The organism is Sulfobacillus harzensis (genome assembly GCF_012933365.1).
Classification (GTDB): Bacteria; Bacillota; Sulfobacillia; order Sulfobacillales; family Sulfobacillaceae; genus Sulfobacillus_B; species Sulfobacillus_B harzensis.
Genome location: NZ_JABBVZ010000006.1, coordinates 1 through 20101 on the forward strand (window position 1 = coordinate 1; position 20101 = coordinate 20101).

At 57.9% G+C, this 20101-nt stretch carries 19 protein-coding genes and 1 pseudogene; 11 read left to right on the forward strand and 9 right to left on the reverse strand.

What is annotated here, in order from left to right; translation table 11 throughout:
- From HIJ39_RS25395 to HIJ39_RS02785, 3 genes and pseudogenes are all read left to right on the forward strand, one after another.
- A pseudogene (locus tag HIJ39_RS25395) lies at positions 1 to 915 on the forward strand (hypothetical protein); the annotation flags it as partial.
- Complete coding sequence (locus tag HIJ39_RS25400; protein WP_476718338.1) at positions 807 to 1139, forward strand: transposase; 333 nt, start codon at positions 807 to 809, stop codon at positions 1137 to 1139. The pseudogene HIJ39_RS25395 and the gene HIJ39_RS25400, both read left to right, overlap by 109 nt.
- Positions 1140 to 1356: 217 nt before the next feature.
- Positions 1357 to 2484: an IS110 family RNA-guided transposase gene (locus tag HIJ39_RS02785; protein ID WP_169096479.1), complete on the forward strand. Its 1128-nt coding sequence runs from the start codon at positions 1357 to 1359 to the stop codon at positions 2482 to 2484.
- Positions 2485 to 3683: 1199 nt separating this feature from the next.
- Here HIJ39_RS02785 and HIJ39_RS02790 read toward each other — a convergent pair.
- Positions 3684 to 4013, reverse strand: a complete 330-nt coding sequence (locus HIJ39_RS02790) for a hypothetical protein (protein WP_169096481.1) — start codon at positions 4011 to 4013, stop codon at positions 3684 to 3686.
- 153 nt (positions 4014 to 4166) lie between these two features.
- Here HIJ39_RS02790 and panD point away from each other — a divergent pair, with 153 nt between their 5' ends.
- The gene (gene panD / locus HIJ39_RS02795) at positions 4167 to 4565 is read left to right on the forward strand and encodes an aspartate 1-decarboxylase (protein WP_169096483.1); all 399 of its coding nucleotides are present in this window, start codon (positions 4167 to 4169) and stop codon (positions 4563 to 4565) included.
- A 60-nt stretch (positions 4566 to 4625) separates the two neighbouring features.
- The gene (locus HIJ39_RS02800; protein ID WP_169096485.1) at positions 4626 to 4937 is read left to right on the forward strand and encodes an MTH1187 family thiamine-binding protein; all 312 of its coding nucleotides are present in this window, start codon (positions 4626 to 4628) and stop codon (positions 4935 to 4937) included.
- A gap of 33 nt (positions 4938 to 4970) precedes the next feature.
- Here HIJ39_RS02800 and HIJ39_RS02805 read toward each other — a convergent pair whose 3' ends face one another.
- On the reverse strand, positions 4971 to 6761 hold the full coding sequence (locus HIJ39_RS02805) for an ABC transporter ATP-binding protein (protein ID WP_169096487.1): 1791 nt from the start codon (positions 6759 to 6761) through the stop codon (positions 4971 to 4973).
- The gene (locus HIJ39_RS02810; RefSeq protein ID WP_207711443.1) at positions 6758 to 8518 is read right to left on the reverse strand and encodes an ABC transporter transmembrane domain-containing protein; all 1761 of its coding nucleotides are present in this window, start codon (positions 8516 to 8518) and stop codon (positions 6758 to 6760) included. The genes HIJ39_RS02805 and HIJ39_RS02810 overlap by 4 nt, the downstream gene beginning before the upstream one ends.
- A 227-nt stretch (positions 8519 to 8745) precedes the next feature.
- Between HIJ39_RS02810 and HIJ39_RS02815 the strand changes: the two genes are divergently transcribed.
- Positions 8746 to 9669 carry a phosphotransferase family protein gene (locus HIJ39_RS02815; protein ID WP_169096489.1) on the forward strand — a complete coding sequence of 308 codons (924 nt, stop codon included), beginning with the start codon at positions 8746 to 8748 and terminating at the stop codon, positions 9667 to 9669.
- On the opposite strand, the gene HIJ39_RS02820 is transcribed toward HIJ39_RS02815, so the two are convergent.
- The 3 genes from HIJ39_RS02820 to HIJ39_RS02830 are packed head-to-tail and all read right to left on the reverse strand — an operon-like array spanning position 9664 to position 11436.
- Positions 9664 to 10095: a CcdC protein domain-containing protein gene (locus HIJ39_RS02820; RefSeq protein ID WP_169096491.1), complete on the reverse strand. Its 432-nt coding sequence runs from the start codon at positions 10093 to 10095 to the stop codon at positions 9664 to 9666. The two genes, HIJ39_RS02815 and HIJ39_RS02820, sit on opposite strands and share 6 nt — an antisense overlap.
- Positions 10092 to 10712, reverse strand: coding sequence for a dCTP deaminase (gene dcd / locus HIJ39_RS02825; RefSeq protein WP_169096493.1), 621 nt, complete (start codon positions 10710 to 10712; stop codon positions 10092 to 10094). The genes HIJ39_RS02820 and dcd overlap by 4 nt, the downstream gene beginning before the upstream one ends.
- Before the next feature lie 7 nt (positions 10713 to 10719).
- Positions 10720 to 11436 (reverse strand): hypothetical protein, encoded by a 717-nt coding sequence (locus HIJ39_RS02830; protein WP_169096495.1) that lies wholly within the window; start codon positions 11434 to 11436, stop codon positions 10720 to 10722.
- 132 nt (positions 11437 to 11568) lie between these two features.
- Here HIJ39_RS02830 and HIJ39_RS02835 point away from each other — a divergent pair, with 132 nt between their 5' ends.
- From HIJ39_RS02835 to HIJ39_RS02850, 4 genes are all read left to right on the forward strand, one after another.
- On the forward strand, positions 11569 to 12213 hold the full coding sequence (locus HIJ39_RS02835; RefSeq protein ID WP_169096497.1) for a DUF1054 family protein: 645 nt from the start codon (positions 11569 to 11571) through the stop codon (positions 12211 to 12213).
- 277 nt (positions 12214 to 12490) lie between these two features.
- Complete coding sequence (locus HIJ39_RS02840; RefSeq protein ID WP_169096499.1) at positions 12491 to 14245, forward strand: 2-oxoacid:acceptor oxidoreductase subunit alpha; 1755 nt, start codon at positions 12491 to 12493, stop codon at positions 14243 to 14245.
- On the forward strand, positions 14245 to 15108 hold the full coding sequence (locus tag HIJ39_RS02845) for a 2-oxoacid:ferredoxin oxidoreductase subunit beta (RefSeq protein ID WP_169096501.1): 864 nt from the start codon (positions 14245 to 14247) through the stop codon (positions 15106 to 15108). The genes HIJ39_RS02840 and HIJ39_RS02845 overlap by 1 nt, the downstream gene beginning before the upstream one ends.
- A 148-nt stretch (positions 15109 to 15256) precedes the next feature.
- Complete coding sequence (locus tag HIJ39_RS02850) at positions 15257 to 15622, forward strand: VOC family protein (protein ID WP_169096503.1); 366 nt, start codon at positions 15257 to 15259, stop codon at positions 15620 to 15622.
- Between the two features lie 59 nt (positions 15623 to 15681).
- Here the strand turns inward: HIJ39_RS02850 and HIJ39_RS02855 are convergent, their stop codons facing one another.
- From HIJ39_RS02855 to HIJ39_RS02865, 3 genes are all read right to left on the reverse strand, one after another.
- The gene (locus HIJ39_RS02855; RefSeq protein WP_169096505.1) at positions 15682 to 16173 is read right to left on the reverse strand and encodes a GAF domain-containing protein; all 492 of its coding nucleotides are present in this window, start codon (positions 16171 to 16173) and stop codon (positions 15682 to 15684) included.
- 4 nt (positions 16174 to 16177) lie between these two features.
- A complete protein-coding gene (locus HIJ39_RS02860) occupies positions 16178 to 16420 on the reverse strand; it encodes a 4Fe-4S dicluster domain-containing protein (protein ID WP_169096507.1) in 243 nt (80 codons plus the stop codon).
- Between the two features lie 91 nt (positions 16421 to 16511).
- Complete coding sequence (locus tag HIJ39_RS02865; protein ID WP_169096509.1) at positions 16512 to 18839, reverse strand: bifunctional acetate--CoA ligase family protein/GNAT family N-acetyltransferase; 2328 nt, start codon at positions 18837 to 18839, stop codon at positions 16512 to 16514.
- 73 nt (positions 18840 to 18912) lie between these two features.
- On the opposite strand from HIJ39_RS02865, the gene HIJ39_RS02870 reads away from it, so the two are divergent.
- Positions 18913 to 20076, forward strand: coding sequence for an acetoin utilization protein AcuC (locus HIJ39_RS02870; protein ID WP_338055062.1), 1164 nt, complete (start codon positions 18913 to 18915; stop codon positions 20074 to 20076).
- Positions 20077 to 20101 lie beyond the last annotated feature (25 nt).

The window sequence follows — 20101 nt, forward strand, 5'->3', positions numbered from 1 at the left end:
GGGATTGGCGGTCATCGCATTGCCCACTTGTGTCGACTCTTGGACAGGCAGGGTCTCACTGGGTCAGTACAGAACCTTTCCAAGCGTGCCATCCCTAACCACTCAGCAGCGCCCGCAGGGGTGTTCACCCATTCCAACCACATCTTGCGATGTGGCGCAAAACCTCTGCAGCAGAGGACTTCGCCCATCTACGAAGGTTGGTCGCGACTGCCAAGCCACCACGGGTTCACAGTTCGTTACGGCTCGCTCTTTTGCCTCAGGCCCACCAGATTTCGGATTACTCCGAACACCCTGCCGCTCTTGGCTATCCCACTTGAATGGGGTAATTCGCAGGAGCAGGACTTTCACCTGCAAGCTTCTGTACCTGCCAGTCGCACGCAGCGTGAGGCCGTCACCGGCCTCTTTATCCAAGCGAAACTCCAGTTCCAATCCGCCTTGGATGCCGTATTTCCGGCCTATGCGGACGTGTTCGGCACCCTATTTTCCCATGTGGCGCTGAAGACCTTAGCGGCCTTCCCAACCGCCGCGGAGGTACTGGCAGCCTCCGACACGGCGGTCGCCGAAACGATTCGCGGCGCCTGTCCCAGTCAGTCTCCGGAATGGGTAGACACCAAGGCGAAGAAGCTGCGGGCGGCGGACGTCCCTCATCAGGCGTTCAGCTTGCGCTTGTACATCCGGATGATCGAGGAGTACAAAGCGCATCTGAAATCCTTGGACGATGAGATAGACGCCCTCACCCGTGACATCGAGGAATGCCGCCTCATCCAGTCGATTCCGGGGATGGCGCAACCCTCGCTGCGACCGCGATGGCGGAAATTGGGGAGATTGCACGCTTCGAGGACCCGAAGAAGCTCGTGGCGTTTGCTGGTGTGGACCCGAGCGTGCATCAATCGGGCGATTTTACCGCGTCGGTGAACCGCATCACCAAGCGGGGGTCCCACCGCCTCCGGCACGCCCTTTACATCGCAGTCCTTTGTAGCTTACGCCCAACCGGGAGCAAACGAATGCAGGCCTTCTACCAAGCCAAACGCGCGGCAGGGAAGCCGTACAAGGTGGCGGTGGTGGCCTGCATCAACAAGTTGTTGCACTGGATCTACGCCGTCCTCACGCGTCAGGAAGCGGTCGCCGACGTCGCCTAGTCCATTCCGAGCATAGCCAAAACCTTCCATTCCCGAGAAGGTTCCTTTAGTGTACCCCGAATACTGTATCACAACCCCATAGAAAGTTTCGACGGGATGACTTGACAACCATTAGCATGTTAGCACCAGCCCCGTTTCGTCGTATATGTCGCGGGCTACACTGTGGGGCAGGATTGTCCAAACAGGCAGAGCCGCATACGAAGGAGCTGGTGATACCGTGGAGTATACCCGATTTGTGGGATGGGACGTACATGCCGCCACCATTGCGGTGGCGGTCGCGGATGCCGGGCGCGACCCGGCGCACTTTGAAGGGACCTTGCCCGCGACGCCGGAGGCTGTCCGGCAATGGGTCCAGCGTCAGCCGGACGCCCCGACGTTGTTGGTGTGCTATGAAGCCGGACCGACGGGCTATGAGATGGCGCGACTCCTTATCGATCTGGGAGTGACCTGTCAAGTCGTCGCGCCGGGACTCGTCCCAACAAAACCCACCGATCGCATCAAGACGGATCGGCGGGATGCCATCAAGTTGGCGCAGGCGTTGCGCGCCGGATCCTTGACTCCGGTACGGATTCCGACGCCTGCGGAAGAGGCCTTTCGGGATCTCATCCGGGCCCGTACTCAGGCCGTCGAGGATCAAACGCGGGCGCGACATCGCATCAAAAGTGCCCTCCTACGCTGGGGGGTACGGGTTCCCGTGGAACGCCGCGTGTGGACGGTGGCCTATATGGGGTGGATTCGCCAGTGGAAGCCCCCCGAGGCTCCCCGTCAGATGGCATGGGCCGAATTGCTCAGCCAATTGGAGGAAGCCGATGCCCGGCTGGAACGCCTGACGACCGCAATTGAGCTCGCTTGGCCGACCCATCCGCTCGCTCGCCTCATTCAGGCACTGCAAGCCTTGCGCGGCATCGATTGGCTCACAGCCGCCACGCTCGTGGCGGAGTATGGCGACTTTCGTCAATTCCCGCATCCGCGCCAACTGATGGCCTTCTTGGGGTTGGTCCCCACCGAGGCATCAAGCGGGGAGACTCGCCGGAAAGGCGGGCTCAGCAAAACCGGCAATGCCCATGTGCGGCGGGTGTTGACGCAAAGCGCCCAGACGTATCGGTTTGTGCCGTCGTTGCATGGCCTCGTGGGACGCCGCTTGGCCGCGTGTGGACCGTGGCAGACCGACCTCAGTGCGATTAGCTGGCGCTGCCAACAGCGGCTCCATAACCGGTTGCGCCGGGTCATGGCGCGCCGGGGCAAACCCAAAGCCTTGGCCGCCGTGGCCCGCGAGCTCTGCGGGTACATTTGGGAGATTGCGGTCTGGGTCCGGGCCCAGCCGGAGATGACAGGGGTGGCCTAGCCTGACCATCACAACCAGTGTCCCAGCCATCACGGGTGGGCCCTGTGCAGGAAGCGGACGGAGTGTGTGCGCGAGAGCCCTCGATCCCAGTTTGCGGTAGAGGCTGCGGCCTTGAGCCCGCGCCATTAGATTGAGACTGCTCGCGATCGGATCTAATAACTTGCGTGTGAGGGTCGTCCGACCCCAGTCAAGCCCGCGGAAACGAGACTGATCCGCCGTCGTCAAGAGAGATTCTCCGTAGTGACCTTCCTGCACGGAGCCGGCCTGTGCGTTGAACCTCTGGGGATGGGACAGCATAGGACGTCCTCGGTGAAGGTCAAGGCGCCCCTGCGGGCGGATTCGCCGGCCTTGACCTTGTTCTCGGACGCCCTGGCACGATTCTTGGCCCCCGAGGATTGACAGGTGCTAACAAACGAGCTGGGTTAGTCCTGCAACTACCAGTTCTTCAAGGCTGCTAAGTATTGAGATTGCTCGTGGAAGGGACTGCTCAATAGAGATGTGTGGACAATTTTTCCATCAACCAAGTTAGGGCGAGGTGATGGAGGTTCGGAAACATTTCTTGGCCCAAGTGATTTGGAAGCATTTCCTATCCATTCATGACAAGAATTGGTTCCAACGACAAAGGCCCGGCGAGGCGTTCGTGTTGTTCCTGCGAACTTCGCCGGGATTTGATTCTTCACCATACCATGGGAAGGTATCCCTCTTTAATAGCGTCGGAAACAAAGGTTCCCACATACTCAACCTGGATCCCAATTTGTGAAAGCTTATCCGACACCCCGCTATTGTCCGCCACATATTTGCAGGCCACAGGCATTTGATACGCCAGGAGCGCACCCAATCCTGGACCTCTGGGTCTTCGGCCAGGAGCTTTTCAAAAGGCCCAAACATGCACACTTTGACGTCGTCGAGCCACTTGTGCCGAATCGCGTTGTTGGCATACAACAAGCCCGTTAATGCCTTTTCCTTTTCCCCGGTGGATAGGATGATGAGAACTTTTGAAGCCATGGTCAAAACCTCCCGTTGTGTTTCTGGAAGCTATTTCCACCATAGCAGAACGCATTGGCCGTGCCAACAAAATATGGGGCATGGCGAAGGCGGCCAACGAAATGAGCATAGGGCCTGCCACATGGTCGAACAGGCAGGCCCATCCTCCGCGATACCGAAAGGAGCTGTTGCTTAGGAGGACACACAGAAGACGCCTACTCGGAGGCGTCTTTAGCTGGTGAAGCGTTGCTTGATGTGTTAAGCTGCTCGCCGAAGGCGGACTGCAGCAGCTTGATGGGCAGGCGGGCCATCCCTTCGAAGGCCCACAGTGCCTCGTCCGCCCCCTGCGCCCAAGCACCCCGCGACGTGCCCAACTGTCGCCGAAGGGTGCGAAATGGCGATGCCACCACGGTATCGACATACCATAATTCCTGGCGGACCGCTTGATTTAGCGAATTCACTTGGCCAATCGGCGGCTTGGGATGCTCGCGCACCGGCTTCCGACGATGCTGGCTCTCTTGGTCCTCATGCTCGCGGTGTTCCATATGCTCCCTTCCTTCTCCGTCCGTCCTGCCTCTAGCGTCTCACGACCCCCGCTATTTATGCATCCTTTGTCAATCTTCATGGGCTTGTGTCATAGGATGGAAGCGGGCAGCGAGATGATATGGGCGCTTTGCCGCACGGGAGGAGAGAACCTATTGTATCGCGAGATGCTGAAGTCCAAAATCCACCGCGCAACGGTGACCGAGGCCAACTTGAATTATGTTGGCAGTCTCACCTTAGGCTATGCGCTGACGGAAGCGGCTGACATTTTACCCTACGAGTTTGTGCACATCACCAACATCAACGATGGCACTCACTGGGTGACCTATGTCATCGAAGACCGTCAGCACCCCAACTCGGTATGCCTTAATGGCACCGCGGCGCGCCATTTTCATCCCGGCGACCCGGTGATTGTTATGGCATATGGACAGTACACACCCGAGGAAATCAAAGCAGGACTCCACGCACGGGTGGTATTTGTTGACGAGAACAATCAAATTACCCAAATCGTAGCGGGAGAAAAACCGTTTTCGATGGGCCCAACGACTGATTAGTCCCGCTTTCGGAGAGGCTAAGAACGGGCATCGTACTTTGACACGAGGAGGCCGATTCCTATGCCAGTCGTCGAAGTGAGGGTCCTTCCCATAGGGACGGACGAAGCCAGTATTTCCAGCTATATCCAAGACTGCTTCGAAATCGCCTCGTCAGCCTTGGGCGTGGAGGCGGTTCTGACCCCGACGGCAACGCTCTTGGAAGGCGATTTGGATGATGTGCTGCCAGTTGTGGAGGCCATGCACCAATCGCCCTTCTACAGCGGCGTAGATCGCGTCATCACCAACGTCACCATTGACGAACGGCTGGATAAGCCGCTGGACATGGACGGCATGGTGGACTCGGTTTTGCACGACGATGTCCTGACCTTCTAGGACGGACGGGGAATCCCCCGTCCGTTTTCTTGCTTAAGCAGAGTCCTCGGAACCCCCCTGCTGCAAAAGGTACATGGCATGATACAGGCCTCGTTCCGCCAACAGTTGTTGATGCGTGCCGCGCTCCACCACTTTGCCATGGTGCAAGACCAAAATTAAATCGGCGTCCTGAATGGTGGAGAGGCGATGGGCGATGGCAATGGTAGTCCGGCCCTTGCGCATTCGGCGGAGTGCGTCTTGAATGGCGTCCTCGGTCTCTGTGTCCACGCTGGCGGTGGCCTCATCCAGTACCAATATGGTCGGGTTGTGGGCCATGGTGCGGGCAAAAGAGATGAGCTGCCGCTGCCCCGTGGAGAGGGTGGCCCCGCGTTCGCCGATGGGTGCGTTATACCCTCCCGGGAGGCGCTGGATGAAGCCGTCCGCCTGCACAAACTCGGCCGCCGCCTTGACCTCTTGATCAGTGATCTGCGTATCGCCTAGACGGATGTTGGAGCTGATATCCCCTACAAACAAAAACGGATCTTGCAGCACCAGCCCCATCTTTTGGCGCAGTTCTTCCTCTTGAAATTCGCGTAGGTCATGGCCGTCAATGGTGATGCGGCCTCGATTGACCGGATAAAAACGCATTAAGAGGTTAATCGTCGAACTCTTCCCGCTTCCCGTGTGACCGACCAGCGCGACCGTTTGCCCCGGCTTGGCGGTGAAGCTGATGTGCTCCAGCACGTCTTTCTCGCCGTCATAGGAGAAGGAGACATCCTCAAAGGCAACCTCCCCCCGCGTGATGGTCGGCGCCCGGTCCCCTTCCGACATTGGCCGGCGCGATGGATTGTCCAGTATCTGAAACACCCGATTGGCGGACACCATGGCCGTTTGGAAGAAATTCAACCGCTGCATCATGTTGTTAATCGGCTCAAAGAAGCGGCTCAGATAACTGACAAAGGCATAGAGAATACCAATATTCACCACGTGGGAAAAGGAGCGCAACCCGAAGAATCCCAACACCAGCATGAGCGTCAGGAGATAGATAACCTCCATCAGGGGGCGGGTCAAGAGTCCATTCAACTGGGTGTTCCTATATCGCACTCGACGATGCGCTTCGTTTATCTCGCCAAACTCACGGCGAAGACGAGGCTCCTGGCGCATGGCCTGGATAATTCCCATGCCTTGTAGCGACTCGTTCAATTTGGCGTTGATGAGCGCCACTCGCTGACGAGTCGCCCAAAAGACAGGGCTGGTCACCTTCTGATAAAGCCACATAACCGCAAAAATGACGGGAAAGAGTGCCAAACAATAGAGTGCCAGCCGAACATCCAAGACAAACATGGCCACCATAACCCCGATCAGCACCGCCACATTTTGCACGAAGGTGGAGAGCACCGACATGAACATGTCTAAGATGGACTGGGTATCATTGGTAATACGGGAGACCAGGACCCCCACCGGAGTTTTGTCAAAAAAGGACAGCGCCAAGGTTTGCACCCGGTCGAACAGATCCACGCGAAGTCGCTGGATGATGTCCAGCGCCAGCACCTGAAAAAGATACAACTGCAACACGTTGAAGCAAGCCGTCAAGAGAACCAAGAGCAAATATCCGGCACCCAATTCCACCAGTGGGGTCTCGGGAAAGTGGCGCGGAATCAGATTTTGGTCAATGAAAATCTTGACCAAAATGGGTTGCAGCACGTCAGCCGCGGTGGCTAACCCCAACAGCAAGAACGCTACCAGCAGCCGCCCTTTGTGCGGCCGCAGATAGCCCATTAAGCGCCAGAAGGTGCCGGGCGCCACGGTTTGATTTTGCGATTCATCCAACCCTATCTCGGTCATCCCACGTGGCCTCCCTGTTCCACCAAATCCTCCAATTGCTGCCGCTGATACATATCCCAATAACGGCCGCCCAAGCGCAACAGAGCCTCGTGGCTGCCTTGCTCCACGATCCGCCCATGCTCCAGCACGATAATGTTGTCCGCATGTTCCACAGCACTCAGACGATGCGTCGCAATGAGCGTGGTGCGCTGCTGGCGATTTTCCTTTAAGGCTGACAAAATCGCCGCCTCGGTGCGGGCGTCAACCGCCGACAGGGTATCGTCCAAAATTAAAATTTCCGCGTCGGCCAACAAAGCTCGCGCGATGGACACCCGCTGCTTTTGGCCTCCGGATAGGGTTACCCCCCGCTCGCCAACAATAGTGTCGTATCCCTCCGGGAATCGCAAAATATCCTCATGAACATCGGCAATCCGCGCCACCTCGACAACCCGATCAAAATCTGCCTCAGGGTCTTGAAAGGCGATGTTGTCCCGAATGGAGAGGGAGAACAAGAAATCATCTTGGGGAGCATAGGCGAGAGCCTGTCTCAGCGCATGCAGCCGGTAAGCGTAAATAGACCGGCCGCCGATGCTGATGTCGCCTTGGGAAAGGTCAAATTCCCGCAATAGGAGCCGTATCAAGGTTGTTTTGCCGGACCCGGTGCGGCCTACAATGCCGAGCGTGGTGCCGCGGGGAATTTCTAAGTGAATATCGGTCAGTGCCGGCCGGTCGGTTTCCGGGTAGTAGAACGCGGGAACGTCAAACCGGATGTCACCCACCGGAACTTCAGCCTCGGCATCGGGCCTTTCCACCACCGTCGGTTGTACGGCCAAAAGCGTTTGGACCCGATCATGGGATGCGCTGCCGCGCTCAACCACATTGAATAAAAAGCCGAACGCCATCATCGGCCAAATTAGCATGCCGAGATACAAGGTGAAGGTGGTGAGGCTGCCAAGGTTCATCGAGCCATGAACCACAAACAGTGCCCCTACAGCCACCGACAAAAAGTAGGAAAAGCCGACGATCACCGAAATGGTGGGATCAAACAAGGCGTCAATCTGGGCTACCGCCACGTTCTTCTCCACCACGTCCTTGGACAAGGCCACGAAGTTCTCTCGCTCCCAGGCCTCTTGCCCGAAGGCGCGCACCACGCGAATGCCCGAGATGTACTCTTGCACCCGATCGTTGATGTCCGAAAAGGCAGCTTGTGCCAACATGAAACGCGCATGCAGCATGCGGCCATAGCGCGAGATAACGAAGGCCATGATGGGCAGCGGAAGAAGGGAGATCAGGGTCAGCTTCCAACTGATCCAGATAGCCATGATGCCCACCAATGTGATGCCACTGACCAAGGAATCGACCATCATAAAGACACCCTCCCCAGCGGTATCTTGAATAGCCAGCACGTCGTTAGTAGCGTGCGCCATCAGATCGCCGATGCGGTGGTGATGGTAGAACTCGGGAGATAGGCGGGTGAAATGCTCATAAAGGCGATCGCGAAGCTCGGTGGCCAACAAAATCGAGCCCCCAAAAAGCCGCACCCGCCATAGATAGCGAAGGCCATACGATACCAGCGCGATGGCCAGAATTAGGGCCAGCATCCCCCACAGCGCTCCTGCCGTCATTTGGTGGTGGACCAGCCGGTTGACAGTCATTCCCACCAGTGCGGGAGGAACCAAGGATAGCAGCGTGACCACAATTAAATAGATAATCCCGGAGGCATATCGCCGCCGGTGAGCTCGAAAAAACCACATGAGTTCCGCGAAAACGCGCACCATTTACCTCCGTACGAATAGATCGAATACCCCGATAAGACTGCACCGTCCATTATACCGCAAGCGCTTGGCGCTCATCACCCTCGAAAAACCCGTGAGGAAAGCCCTTTTGCGCAAATGGCGCGGATCGTGCGAATCCTTTGGAAAATTGTTTTCCGACGTTTCTCTCTGGTACTAGCCGCCAACGGGTGGTACCCTTTGATTCGAGTTGATTGATGAAGGAGACCGCCATGCCTAAAGATGTCTACCTGCAACCTGATGCGCCGGACCCGGTTCTCGACTCAGATTTAGTGCTGTCGCTCGCCGGACGTCATGTATCGGGCCTTCAAAGCATCACAGCCATTGATGAATCCGGCGGTGAAGCCCGCGTCTATGTAGTGGACGACTCCATCATAGTCAAGACGCAACGGCCCCATCGCCTGCGCCCGCGCACCAGCTTGGCTAAAGAGACGGTCTTTTTGGATGCGCTCAAAGATCAGGGCATTGCCGTGCCGCGGGTGTTGGGCTATGGACGCGAGGGCTTTATCGAATATATTGTTATGACCCGGATTCCTGGCGTAGCCGTTATTCACGCCAGCATTCCGCCTCAAGCCCGCCAACAGATGCTGTTTCAGCTCGGGCGGACCTTGGCGCGCATTCACGCGGTTCCCCAAGCCCCGTTTTTAGAATCAGGCCTGTTTCCCACCGAAATGGCCCACGATACGTTTCGCGACCACGTGGCCGAGGTGCTTCTGGAGGGGGCACGGCGAATTTATGACTTTGGCATCCATTGGCCCATTGCAGGCTTGACCCCTGACGACCTGGTCCGCCGCGCCACCGATGCGTTACCGCGAACCCCGCTTCGCACCGCCATCCACTCCAATCCCGGTCCCACCCATACCTTTGTCGATCCCGTCACGGGCGAGTTTCAAGGGCTAATTGACTTCGGCGATGCGTTCGTCACCCACCCGGCCTGGGATTTGCGGCGCTGGACGCCCCGGGAGCGCGAGGCTCTCTTGGCGGGATATGAGGCGGACCGGACCGTTGAGGCGGCGTTTTTACAGACCTTTCCCATTATCGGCCTAGCCGTGGATCTGGTGCAGTTGGCGTCGGACAAGGCTGCGATACGGCAAGCGGCCGAAGCGGATCTGACGGAGACCATGGCGAGTTTATGACGCGCTTTGATGCGGTCCCGACTGTCCCTTGAGTCGCCGGATGACGCCAAGATAAAAGACTTCCCAGTAAGCAACAAAGAGGAAGTACAGCAAAGCGGAAATCCAGCTGGCGCCAATGGGATTGACGGCGCCTTGGTGTCCTAGTTGGGCATGCGCCATGGCCGCATCATATAAAAGACGGACGGCAAACAGTGTGGCCACCAGAGCGCCAACATAGGGGTTGGTCTTGTAGCGAGGCGGATTGGTGTGAAACTCGGTATGCGTAAGACTGTACCCCCCAAGTGCCAGACCGATGATGAGCCCTCCGGCCACCCCCGCTAAATTCACCACAGTGCGCATCTCAACCACGATCACAAAGATGCCGAGCGCTCCCAGCAAAAACACTCGCGGCCAAAGGGTGGCCGGCCGATAGGGCTGCTCAGTCATGGTGCGGCGGGATGGTCTCCCTCCGCGAAGGAGCGAATAATGGCCCAATCGCGGTCTAACGACAGTTTGGAAAACTCCGGTCCCACGGGGCCGGTGTACTTGCCGCCCTGCGCCGGATATGCGGCGCCACTTTCCGTCAAAGTGTGAAACACCAGCTGTGCGACCCGCGTCCCTGGATACAGGTACACGGGGGTATCTCCCAAATTAGCCAACTCCAGCGTCAGACTGCCACGGTATCCCGGCGATACCATAATGGCAGTAGCCACAATCAAACCAAGCCGCCCCCAGGACGAGCGGCCAATCACATAGGCCATCAAGTCTCGCGGCACCTGCAAAAACTCGAACGTTGCCCCCAACACCAATTGATTGGGATGCAAAATCATTTTGTCGCCAATCGGCACCCGCACGCGCTCCTGATAGTCTTCCGGATCCTGAGCCATTTCCAATGGATCGATAGGTCCTTTGGCCGACCGCTTCATGAGGATGAAGTCTTGTCCCAACCGTACGTCCACAGAGCCGCCGCGCAACTGATCGGGACTTAAGAGCGGTGTGACAATAAGCCGCTCCGCCAATGGCCGCCTCATGCGATCCCAAAGCGTCTCCTCACTCACCACCATATCTCTGTCACCTCGTCTTCTGCCAGGCTTCCCAAAGCCAACGGCCTTCAAGCGCTTTATAAGCCAGCCCGGCCATTAACGGACGATCGGCGTCACCTACCATATGGAGCGCTAAAAGAACCGCGATCTCATTATCCACGCCGTGGCCACCCGCTTCGTGGGGCACTACCCCATAGGCCAATTGCTGTTGATAGGCGGAAAAGTCCGGCAATGCCGGCCAATTCACCTTCAGAGGCTGCCCAGCTCCGGATGCCGCCCCCAACGTGTCAAAAAGAGCGGGGTAGGCAGAGCGAAAGCTCTGCAAGCGACGAAGGACGCCCTCTGAACGGATGCTTGCCTCCCAAGCGGAAATAATCGCCATCGCACCGAGTCTCGACACCAACGCTTGCCATCGCTCGCTCCTGTCATCCGCCCACAGCGCCCCAAACGCGGACATGGCCACCGGATCAAACCCCAGTGCTTCCGGATAGCTCATGAGCACCCCGTCATTGTCCTCCAGCACCTGCCAGTCGTCACCCGGAGCCACCGTCCAAGGGCGGCTGTCCATCATCGACAACCATCGCGCCATACCTTGGGCTACAGGGTGTGCCGGGTGTTCCAGTCTTCGCAGCCAACTGATGCGCACCGCTTGCGGCAGCGGCTCCAGCAATGCCCGAATCCCTTGCTCGACATGCTCCGCCAACCGACTTTCCCACTCTTGTTGGGCCACATTCTGCCACCGCACGGAATTCCCCCCTGCCCGCCTCTATTCGCGACCCTCGACAAAAATCCCTTTCCAATATCTGAGTTCAGGTTGTGAATTGGCCACGCACTTGATACCATGAAGGGGAATTCGCTGCCCAGAAAGGAACCCGCCATGTACCAGTTTGCCGGATTTTCGAAGTTGGACTTCGACGTCTTTCTCATCCCCGAATTTCATGATCGTATGAGCGCCCTACGCACGCAAGTGCGTCCCAAGTTGGCTATGCTTGGCGATGATTTGGCGCCCCGCCTGGAGGAGATTACTGGGCACCCCATGTATCCGCATACGGCTTCTCACGCCCGGCGCCGAGTTAATCCGCCCGACGACACCTGGGTCGCCTTCTCCCGATCGGAACGAGGCTACAAGCGGTACGCGCATTTTGAAGTAGGAATTTGTCTGGATTATGTCTTTGTCCGTTTCGTCGTCAAGCCGGAAGGGGAAGAGGACAAAGCGTCGTTAATTCAATACCTTGAGCGCCAAGGCATTGGGGCCCTGAAACTTAAGGATCCTGAACCCATTTACTATTATCAGGATGACCATGGACAAGGCGCCGAGAATGTGGAGAGTCTCACTGGGCAGGATCTCTCGGACATTCTGAAGCGGACCGCTCTGAAAAGCCGCGGATTTACCGTTGGGCTCATTTTTGATCGCGAAACTCCGCTTTTGCGGAGCGCCGAGTTTGTCACCCGCGCCCATAATGCCATCCGGCATTTGGCGCCTCTTTATGAAGGGGTATTGGAAACCCAAGAGGTCCGTTAACAGGGGCTGACTCAAAAGGCCTTTGCCCTTAAATTCTCTCCCACTTGACTCCCGAAAACAGGGAAGAAGATGGCCCGCTTCCTCCACTAATCGGGGTAAAACGGGCACATTTTAGGGACGGCATCAGGGCCCAGGTCCCTTTTGAGTAGCCCCTTACCATCCTCGCCCCGAGAAATTCTCCACCAAATCTCCCCAAAAAGAACCCTAGCCGTTTCCCCCTGCGTAGGATTGAATTAATATCAAGAAGACTTCGGATTCTTGTCTAGGGGGCTTTTCCATGATTGCCTGGAAGATTGGTGGCGAACAGGGCGAAGGCATTGATTCCACCGGCGATGTGCTGGCCACGGTCGCAAATCGCATGGGATACTTCGTCTATGGATACAAATCGTTTTCGTCGCGCATTAAAGGCGGCCACACCACGTACAAGGTACGCATCGCCAATCGCCGCGTAGAAGCGGCAGCCGAAGCGACCGATATTCTTGTGGCATTAAACCAAGAAACCATCAACAAACACGTGTGGGAGTTGGATGGCGGGCTCTTGTTGGCGGATAGCGCCTTCTCGCCCACGCTGCCGGAAGGCCTCAAGGCCCACCTCATCGCCTTGCCGCTCACGGAAATTGCCAAACAGCACGGCTCGGTGGTCATGCGCAACATGGTTTCGGTAGGCGCGTCAGCCGCACTCTTAAACCTTCCTGCCGATCCTTTTTTGGAGTATGTGGAGTCCAAGTTTTCCCGCAAGGGGACCGAGATTGTCAAGGCCAACCAGGAGGCACTCTTGGATGGGTTCAATCGCGTCCACGATCAATTTCAAGGCGTTTCCCAACTGAAATTAGACGCTCCCGTACCCGGAGACCGTGTGGTGATTACCGGCAACGACGCCATCGCGTTGGGTGCGGTGGCGGGCGGATGCCGCATCATGTGCGGATATCCCATTACCCCGGCCACCGACATCATGGAGGCTCTTTCCAAGTGGCTTCCGATGGTCGGGGGAACGGTGGTGCAAATGGAGGACGAGTTGGGCTCTATCACGGCCTGCATCGGAGCGGGTTACGCCGGCGCTCGGGCCATGACGGCCACCTCCGGTCCCGGATTCTCGTTGATGCAGGAAGGCATTGGCCTCGCCTCCATGGCGGAAATCCCCGTCGTCATTGTTGACACGCAGCGCAGCGGGCCGTCCACCGGGATGCCGACAAAGCAGGAGCAATCCGACCTCATGGCCATTATCAATGGCGGCCATGGCGAAGGACCGCGCGTGGTGCTGGCTCCGAGTTCCGTCGAAGAAGCCTTTGAAGACGGATGGCAGGCCTTCAACATTGCCGATCAATTGCAGACGCCCGTATTGATTGCGACAGACCTCTCGCTTTCGCTCTGGTCGCAGAGCGTTGACCGCGCTAAGTTGAATGGGCCCCGAGTTCCGATCGAGCGTGGGCCCATCGTAAGCTCGGACGACTTGACGGCTTTGGGAGAAAATGTGTTCTTGCGGTATCAAATGACCGATGACGGGGTCTCCCCTCGCTCATTGCCCGGCACCCAAAACGGACAGTTTCTGGCCACCGGTGTCGAGCATCAACCGAATGGCAAAGTATCGGAGGACCCCGCCAATCGCACCCGCATGATGGAAAAGCGTTTGACCAAAATCCAGCGCGTACACGCTCTTCGCGATGGCGTACGCTATGAGGGGCCAGACGACGCCGACTTGGTCCTTCTCGCCATCGGTGCCACCGTGGGAGCCATCAAGGAAGCGCGCGACATCTTAACCACGGAACGCCACCGGGTGGCAGCAAGCTGGCTTCGCACCCTGTCTCCCTTCCCGATCGCCCAGTTCGAGCGCCTTTTCCGGCGCGCTCGTCAAATTCTGATTGTTGAGCAAAACGCCACCGGCCAGGTTGCGCATTTGATGCGCCAGGCTGGAGTTTACGACCCCAAGCGTTGTCACAGCCTGCTTAAATATGATGGGGTGCAATTTTTTCCATCGGAAATCGTGGAGGCGGCACGCCCCCTGTTGGAATCCTTCGCGGAGGTGAAGTCCTAATGGCCACATTGCAGCAATTCAAAACCACCGAGAAGTCGTGGTGGTGTCCCGGCTGCGGCGATTTTGGCGTCTTGGCGGCCATGCAGAAGGCCTTGGTCGCCGTGGGCGCGGAGCCCAGCACCACCGCCATTGTGGCCGGTATCGGCTGCTCGGGAAAACTGGGCAACTACATCAACTCCTATAACATCCACGCCACCCACGGGCGAACCCTGCCAGCCGCGCTGGGGATTAAGCTGGCCAACCGAGACTTGTTGGTGCTGGCGGCCGGGGGTGACGGCGACGCTTATGCGATAGGGATGGGCCACTTCATGCACGCTCTCAGGCGAAACGTCAATGTCACCTACATTGTCATGGACAATCATGTCTACGGCCTGACCAAAGGCCAAACCTCGCCAACTTCGGAAAGCGGGTTTCAAACCAAGACGACACCAAAGGGCAGCATTGATCGGCCGGTGCATCCTCTCATGTTAGCTGTCTCGGCGGGCGCCACCTTTGTCGCCCAAGGGTTCTCGAGCTGGCAGCCGCAGTTGGCCAAACTTATCCAGATGGGCATCGAACATCCGGGCTTCTCGTTGATCAACGTGATTTCGCCCTGCGTCACCTATAACAAAGTCAACACCTACGACTGGTATAAGAAGACGTTAGCCAATCTGGACGACGATCCCAGCTATGACCCGTCCAGCCGCACCACCGCCCTGGCGCGCCTGGATGAAACCGACGAGCTGATCACGGGCCTCATCTATCGTGAGCCGTCGGAACCTTATGAGGCCCTGTTGCCGGGATTTCGCAAAACGCCCCTAGTCGAGCAGGATTGGCATGTCGACCAAGCGACTTGGGACAAAATGCTGGCCAACTTCGACTAGCCTCCCTGTTTCGGACAAGGGCCTCTGGCGTCAGCCGGAGGCCGTTTTGATTGCAATTTTTCAGCCCATCTAAGCCCAATGTCTTACCCCACGCATGCTGATTCTCTGTCACACTACCTTTCAAGGAAAAGAAAGAGGTGCAGAGCGCATGGTCGACGGACTCGTCTGGTGCGGCATTTTTACCGAGGAGGCACAAGCCATGAGCCGATTTATCGCCGAGGTGCTGGGCGGACGGCTGATTCTCGAACAACCGGATTTTTGGGTCTTCGACCTTCCTCGGGGCGACCGCATCGAAGTCTTTGGAACCCAAGGCCCCCGTCCAGCGCACTTAGTTCATTATCAGGGACGCGTGTTAGGATTTCGGGTGTCGGATATGGACTCCGCGAAACGGAGCCTCGTGGAATATGGCTGTGAGTTGCTGGGTGACACATGCCGGGCGGGGCAAACGGAGTGGCAGCACTTTCGAGGGCCAGACGGTTCCGTCTATGAGCTGACCCGCTATCCCGACGCCTAACGAAAAGGCCCCCTCCCTCGCAAGGTTGGGGCCTTCCGTACAGGTCCTCGGAAAAGAGGTTAATACCAGTGAAAATTTGACCAGGCCTTGGCGAGTTTGGCCACCACCGCCTCCAAGAGATGGACGTCCTCGGCCCCAAAACGGGCGAAATCGGGACTATCCACATCCAAGCAGCCGACCGGCTGTCCTTGGGAAATAATCGGAATGACTAACTCGGAGCGGGAATCGGCGTCGCACGCAATATGAGCCGGAAACTCCAATACGTTGTCAACCACCAGCGTTTCGGCTCGAGCCATCGCGGTGCCCACCACGCCGTGTTCACGGGCAATGCGGGTGCAAGCCGGCTTTCCGGCAAATGGGCCCAGCACCCAGTCGCCGCTGGCTTTTTCCGACAGATAGAACCCAACCCAATTAATGCGCGGCAGGTACTGATTCAACAGTGCGGCGATATTAGCCAAATTGGCATTGAGGTTGGATTCCCCGCCCAACACAGCATCGGTAAACGCCAACACATCTTCCGGGCGGGCTGCTTCCTTGAGTTCCAGCTCCATGAGACTACTGCTTGAAGAAATCGGCGTTGCGCTTGATGGAGGCCTGAAACTCTTCCGGTACTTCGTCTTCCTCGTAGATGGCGCTCACCGGGCATTCCGGCTGGCACGCTCCGCAATCGATGCAGACTTCCGGGTCGATGTAGTACTGGTCGGCCTCATCCGTGGTGTGAATGCAATCCACCGGGCACACCTCGACACACGAAGCGTCTTTCACGCCAATGCAGGGGTCAGTGATGATGAAAGCCATGTGTCTCCTCCTCGTCGTCTGCCCCCAAAACGGGGCAATTCATCTCATTTTACTATCCTAGCCATTAAAACAAAAGAGCACCGACCAAAATTCAGGGACTGGGGAAACCGGGCTGGCGGGCAACCATCCTTCCGTGACCTACGATCAGCGTGTCCCCCTGCCAGGCCACCGAGCCAAGCTCGAGGCGAAGAATTTCCGGACAATCCTCCACCAGCCGCGCCACCCGTAAAACCAGGTCGCGAAACACTGTTTGCTCGGTGTCGCGCAGATCGACGGGGATGAGTCGGTCGGCATCTTGATCGGTGAGCGGCAAAAGCCGTATCCGACCCCGGATCCCTTGAGAACGCACCACAATCATGGGGCCGAAGAGATCATCGGGCAGGACCGATACGGCGAGCGAACTCTCGAGATTCTCGTTCAGCACCGGATTAATGCCCATGGCGCGAAGGACGGGCAAGAGCGACTCGCCCGCGAGCGACACCTCTTTCTGGAGTCCCATTGCCTGCCGAATGAGATCGCGGGCGGTGATGCTGTCCGCACCGGACAAGTCCAAAATCCGGCCGATAGGCTGAGCCAGATAGCGGCTGTAGTCTAACACCCGGCGATAGGCCCGAAGCGCGGTCTCGGGGAAGGGAAACAGCGGCACGCGCCGTGGCCCGGCATTCAGAAAGCGGTCCCCCAGGGGGTCGGCCAGCATCACATTGGCAAAGACCGGTATGGGGTTAGCCGTCTGGGCAAAGTACCCCGTCAGGGTGTCCTCGATCCGCGCCAGCACCATCTCCGTCTCCGTGGAATTAACCGGTACGAACAACAGCATGAGTCCGTCTAAATCGGTCCGTTGCAAAGCCGATGCGATAGCCTCCTGATACGCGTCGGCCAACCCGGAAAATCCCACGTCGGTGACGGCAACCAAATCTAAGCCCAGCGTATGCACCGCGTCCTCGGCCAAATGGGTGCCGGCGGCGCTATTGGTGACAAGCCCAATGCGGGGACCGCGCGGTCGGGGTTGACTCGTCAAGATCGCGGCGACATCAAAGAGTTCGTCCAAGGTGTCGGCGCGGATTATACCGGATTGGTGAAACAAGGCGTCCACCGGTCCGTCTACCTCATCGGTGACCAAGCCCTCAATTTCCCGCGATGACGCCGTCCGAACGCTTTTGACGGCCAAGATGGGCTTCTGTCGCGCCAGACGCCGTGTGATGCGGGAAAACTTGGCGGGATTGCCGAACGATTCCATGTAGAGCATGATGGCATCCGTGTCGGGGTCATCCTCCCAGTATTGCAGGAGATCGTTGACAGAGACATCCGATTTATTGCCTAGGCTCACGAAACTGGAAATGCCCAGTCCCAGTCTGTCAGCGTAATTCATGATGGCCACGCCTAGTGCCCCCGAGTGGCTAGCCACCGCCAAGCGGCCCGCACGAGGAAGGCGGGGGGCAAAGCTGGCATTCATCCTGAGTGCCGATTCGGTATTGACAATTCCCATGGAGTTGGGGCCGATCAGGCGAATGCCCGCCTGGCGCAGCTTAGTGACAATGATTTGCTCCAGTTCGTGCCCGTCGGTGGTCTCGCCCAGTCCCGAGGTGGTTATGAGTACGCCCCCCACACCGGAATGAATGGCGTCGTTGATGACCGTCAGCAGGGAGGATGCCGGGACCACCAACAAGGCTAAGTCAACCGGCTCGGGGATGTCGGCGATGCGCGGGTAGGCATGTATGGAAAGCACCGATGCGGCCTCGCGGTTGACCGGATAGACCGTCCCTTGGAACCCCCCATCGATGACATGGCGCAAAAGTTGGTGTCCAAGCCGCTCATCGTCGCGCGACGCCCCAACCACCGCAATGGTGCGCGGCCGAAAGAAGGGTTTTAAGGATGCGGCAGAGGCCAGTTTCTCGCGCACGGCAATGAGACTGCGCTGCCGGTCGGTTTGGATGAGCGGCAGCGTGAGTTCCAACATTCCATCCTTCCAGGCTTGGGTGACGGCAAAGCCACTCGAGCGAAACACGCGCAGCATGCGGTGATTGTCATTCAAAACGAACGCCTTAAACTGCCGAAACCCTTCACGCCATGCCACTTCGGCAAGATGTTCCAGCAACAGCGTGCCGACGCCGCGCTGTTGCAGCCGATCATCAACAAAAAAGGCTACCTCAGCCGTATGTTCATCCAATCGGGCATAGTTGCCGATGGCCAACAGCGCATCGCCCCCATCGGCTACCAGCGCATAGGATTCCCCGGGCTGCACCCGCATCATGCGATCGAGTTCCCGATCGCTCACCTCCGCCACCACATGGAAGAACCGAAAGTACAAGCTATCCGGCGATGCTCGGCGAAATAAGTCGTAAAGCCGTGCTCGCTCGCTGTCGGTCAACTCTGGCGGACGCAGCTCTGCTACCCGCCCGTCCCGTAGAATAACGCGCATAACCCCACTCACCTCCGTTCCTCCGTGCTACAATTATACAAACCTGGTGAGGGAGGGGTCAGTCGTTTCTGCTGTGTTTCTATATGACGATGCCTATCTCCAGTACCAGTTCAGTCCGGATCACCCTTTTAACCCAGTGCGCCTAAGTGCCACCCGCGATTTAGCAGAGAATTTCGGCCTGCTTTCGCCCGATGACGTGATCCCTCCCCGTCCCGCGACAATTGACGAGTTGGAACTGGCCCATTCCCCGCATTATGTGGACCTAGTGCGGCGCATTAGTGTCACCGGGAAAAAGACGTACGGAATTGAGCGGCTTGGCTTGGGCACCGAGGACAACCCGGTGTTTCGCGGCATGCATGAGGCGGCAGCATTGGCGGCGGGCGGTACGCTGACCGCCGCGGAGAAAATTGTCGCCCAACAAACCTCACGGGCGCTGAATCTCGCCGGTGGTTTGCACCACGCCGGACATGGTCATGCAAGCGGTTTTTGCATCTATAACGATGTGGTGGCCGCGATTCGGTGGCTTCGCCGCGAGACGGGCTGGCGGGTGCTGTACGTCGAAACCGACGCGCACCACGGGGACGGCGTCCAAGATGCCTTTTATCGCGATCCCGAGGTGTTCTTTGTATCTCTTCATGAATCCGGTGCCTTTCTCTTCCCCGGAACCGGCCATGTGGATGAAATCGGCGAGGGGGCCGGTCTTGGCACCACCGTGAATGTCCCCTTGGCACCGGCTACAGACGACGCGTCATGGTTGGAAGCCTTTCAATCCGTGGTCCCCCGGGTGATGGAGCGCTTTCAGCCCGACATCGTCATTTCCCAGCATGGTTGCGACGGCCATTATTGGGATCCATTGGCTGACATGTGCGCCACCACCACCTTTTATGCCGCCGTTCCGCGCCTTTTAAGCCAATGGGTGGATGCGTACGGCATCAACCGCTGGATTGCCGTGGGTGGTGGCGGCTATCAATCCCTGTCGGTGGTACCTCGTGTCTGGACGCTGCTTTGGGCCGCCGTCTCGCGGCAGGACTTGCAGGACCGGCCCATCAGCCCGGATTGGCTGGCTGCCTGGGAACCCCAATCGCCAAGCCGGTTGCCCCGACATCTTATGGACGAACCCGAACAATTCCCGCCGATTCGTGACCGCCAGCGCATGGTAAAGGCCAATCGGGATACCCTGGCCGCGTTGGCTCAACAGTTTCCAGAAATGCGGTTTGGCGTGTCCGGTAAAGCTTGATACCATAAGTCGTAACGGTTGAGGA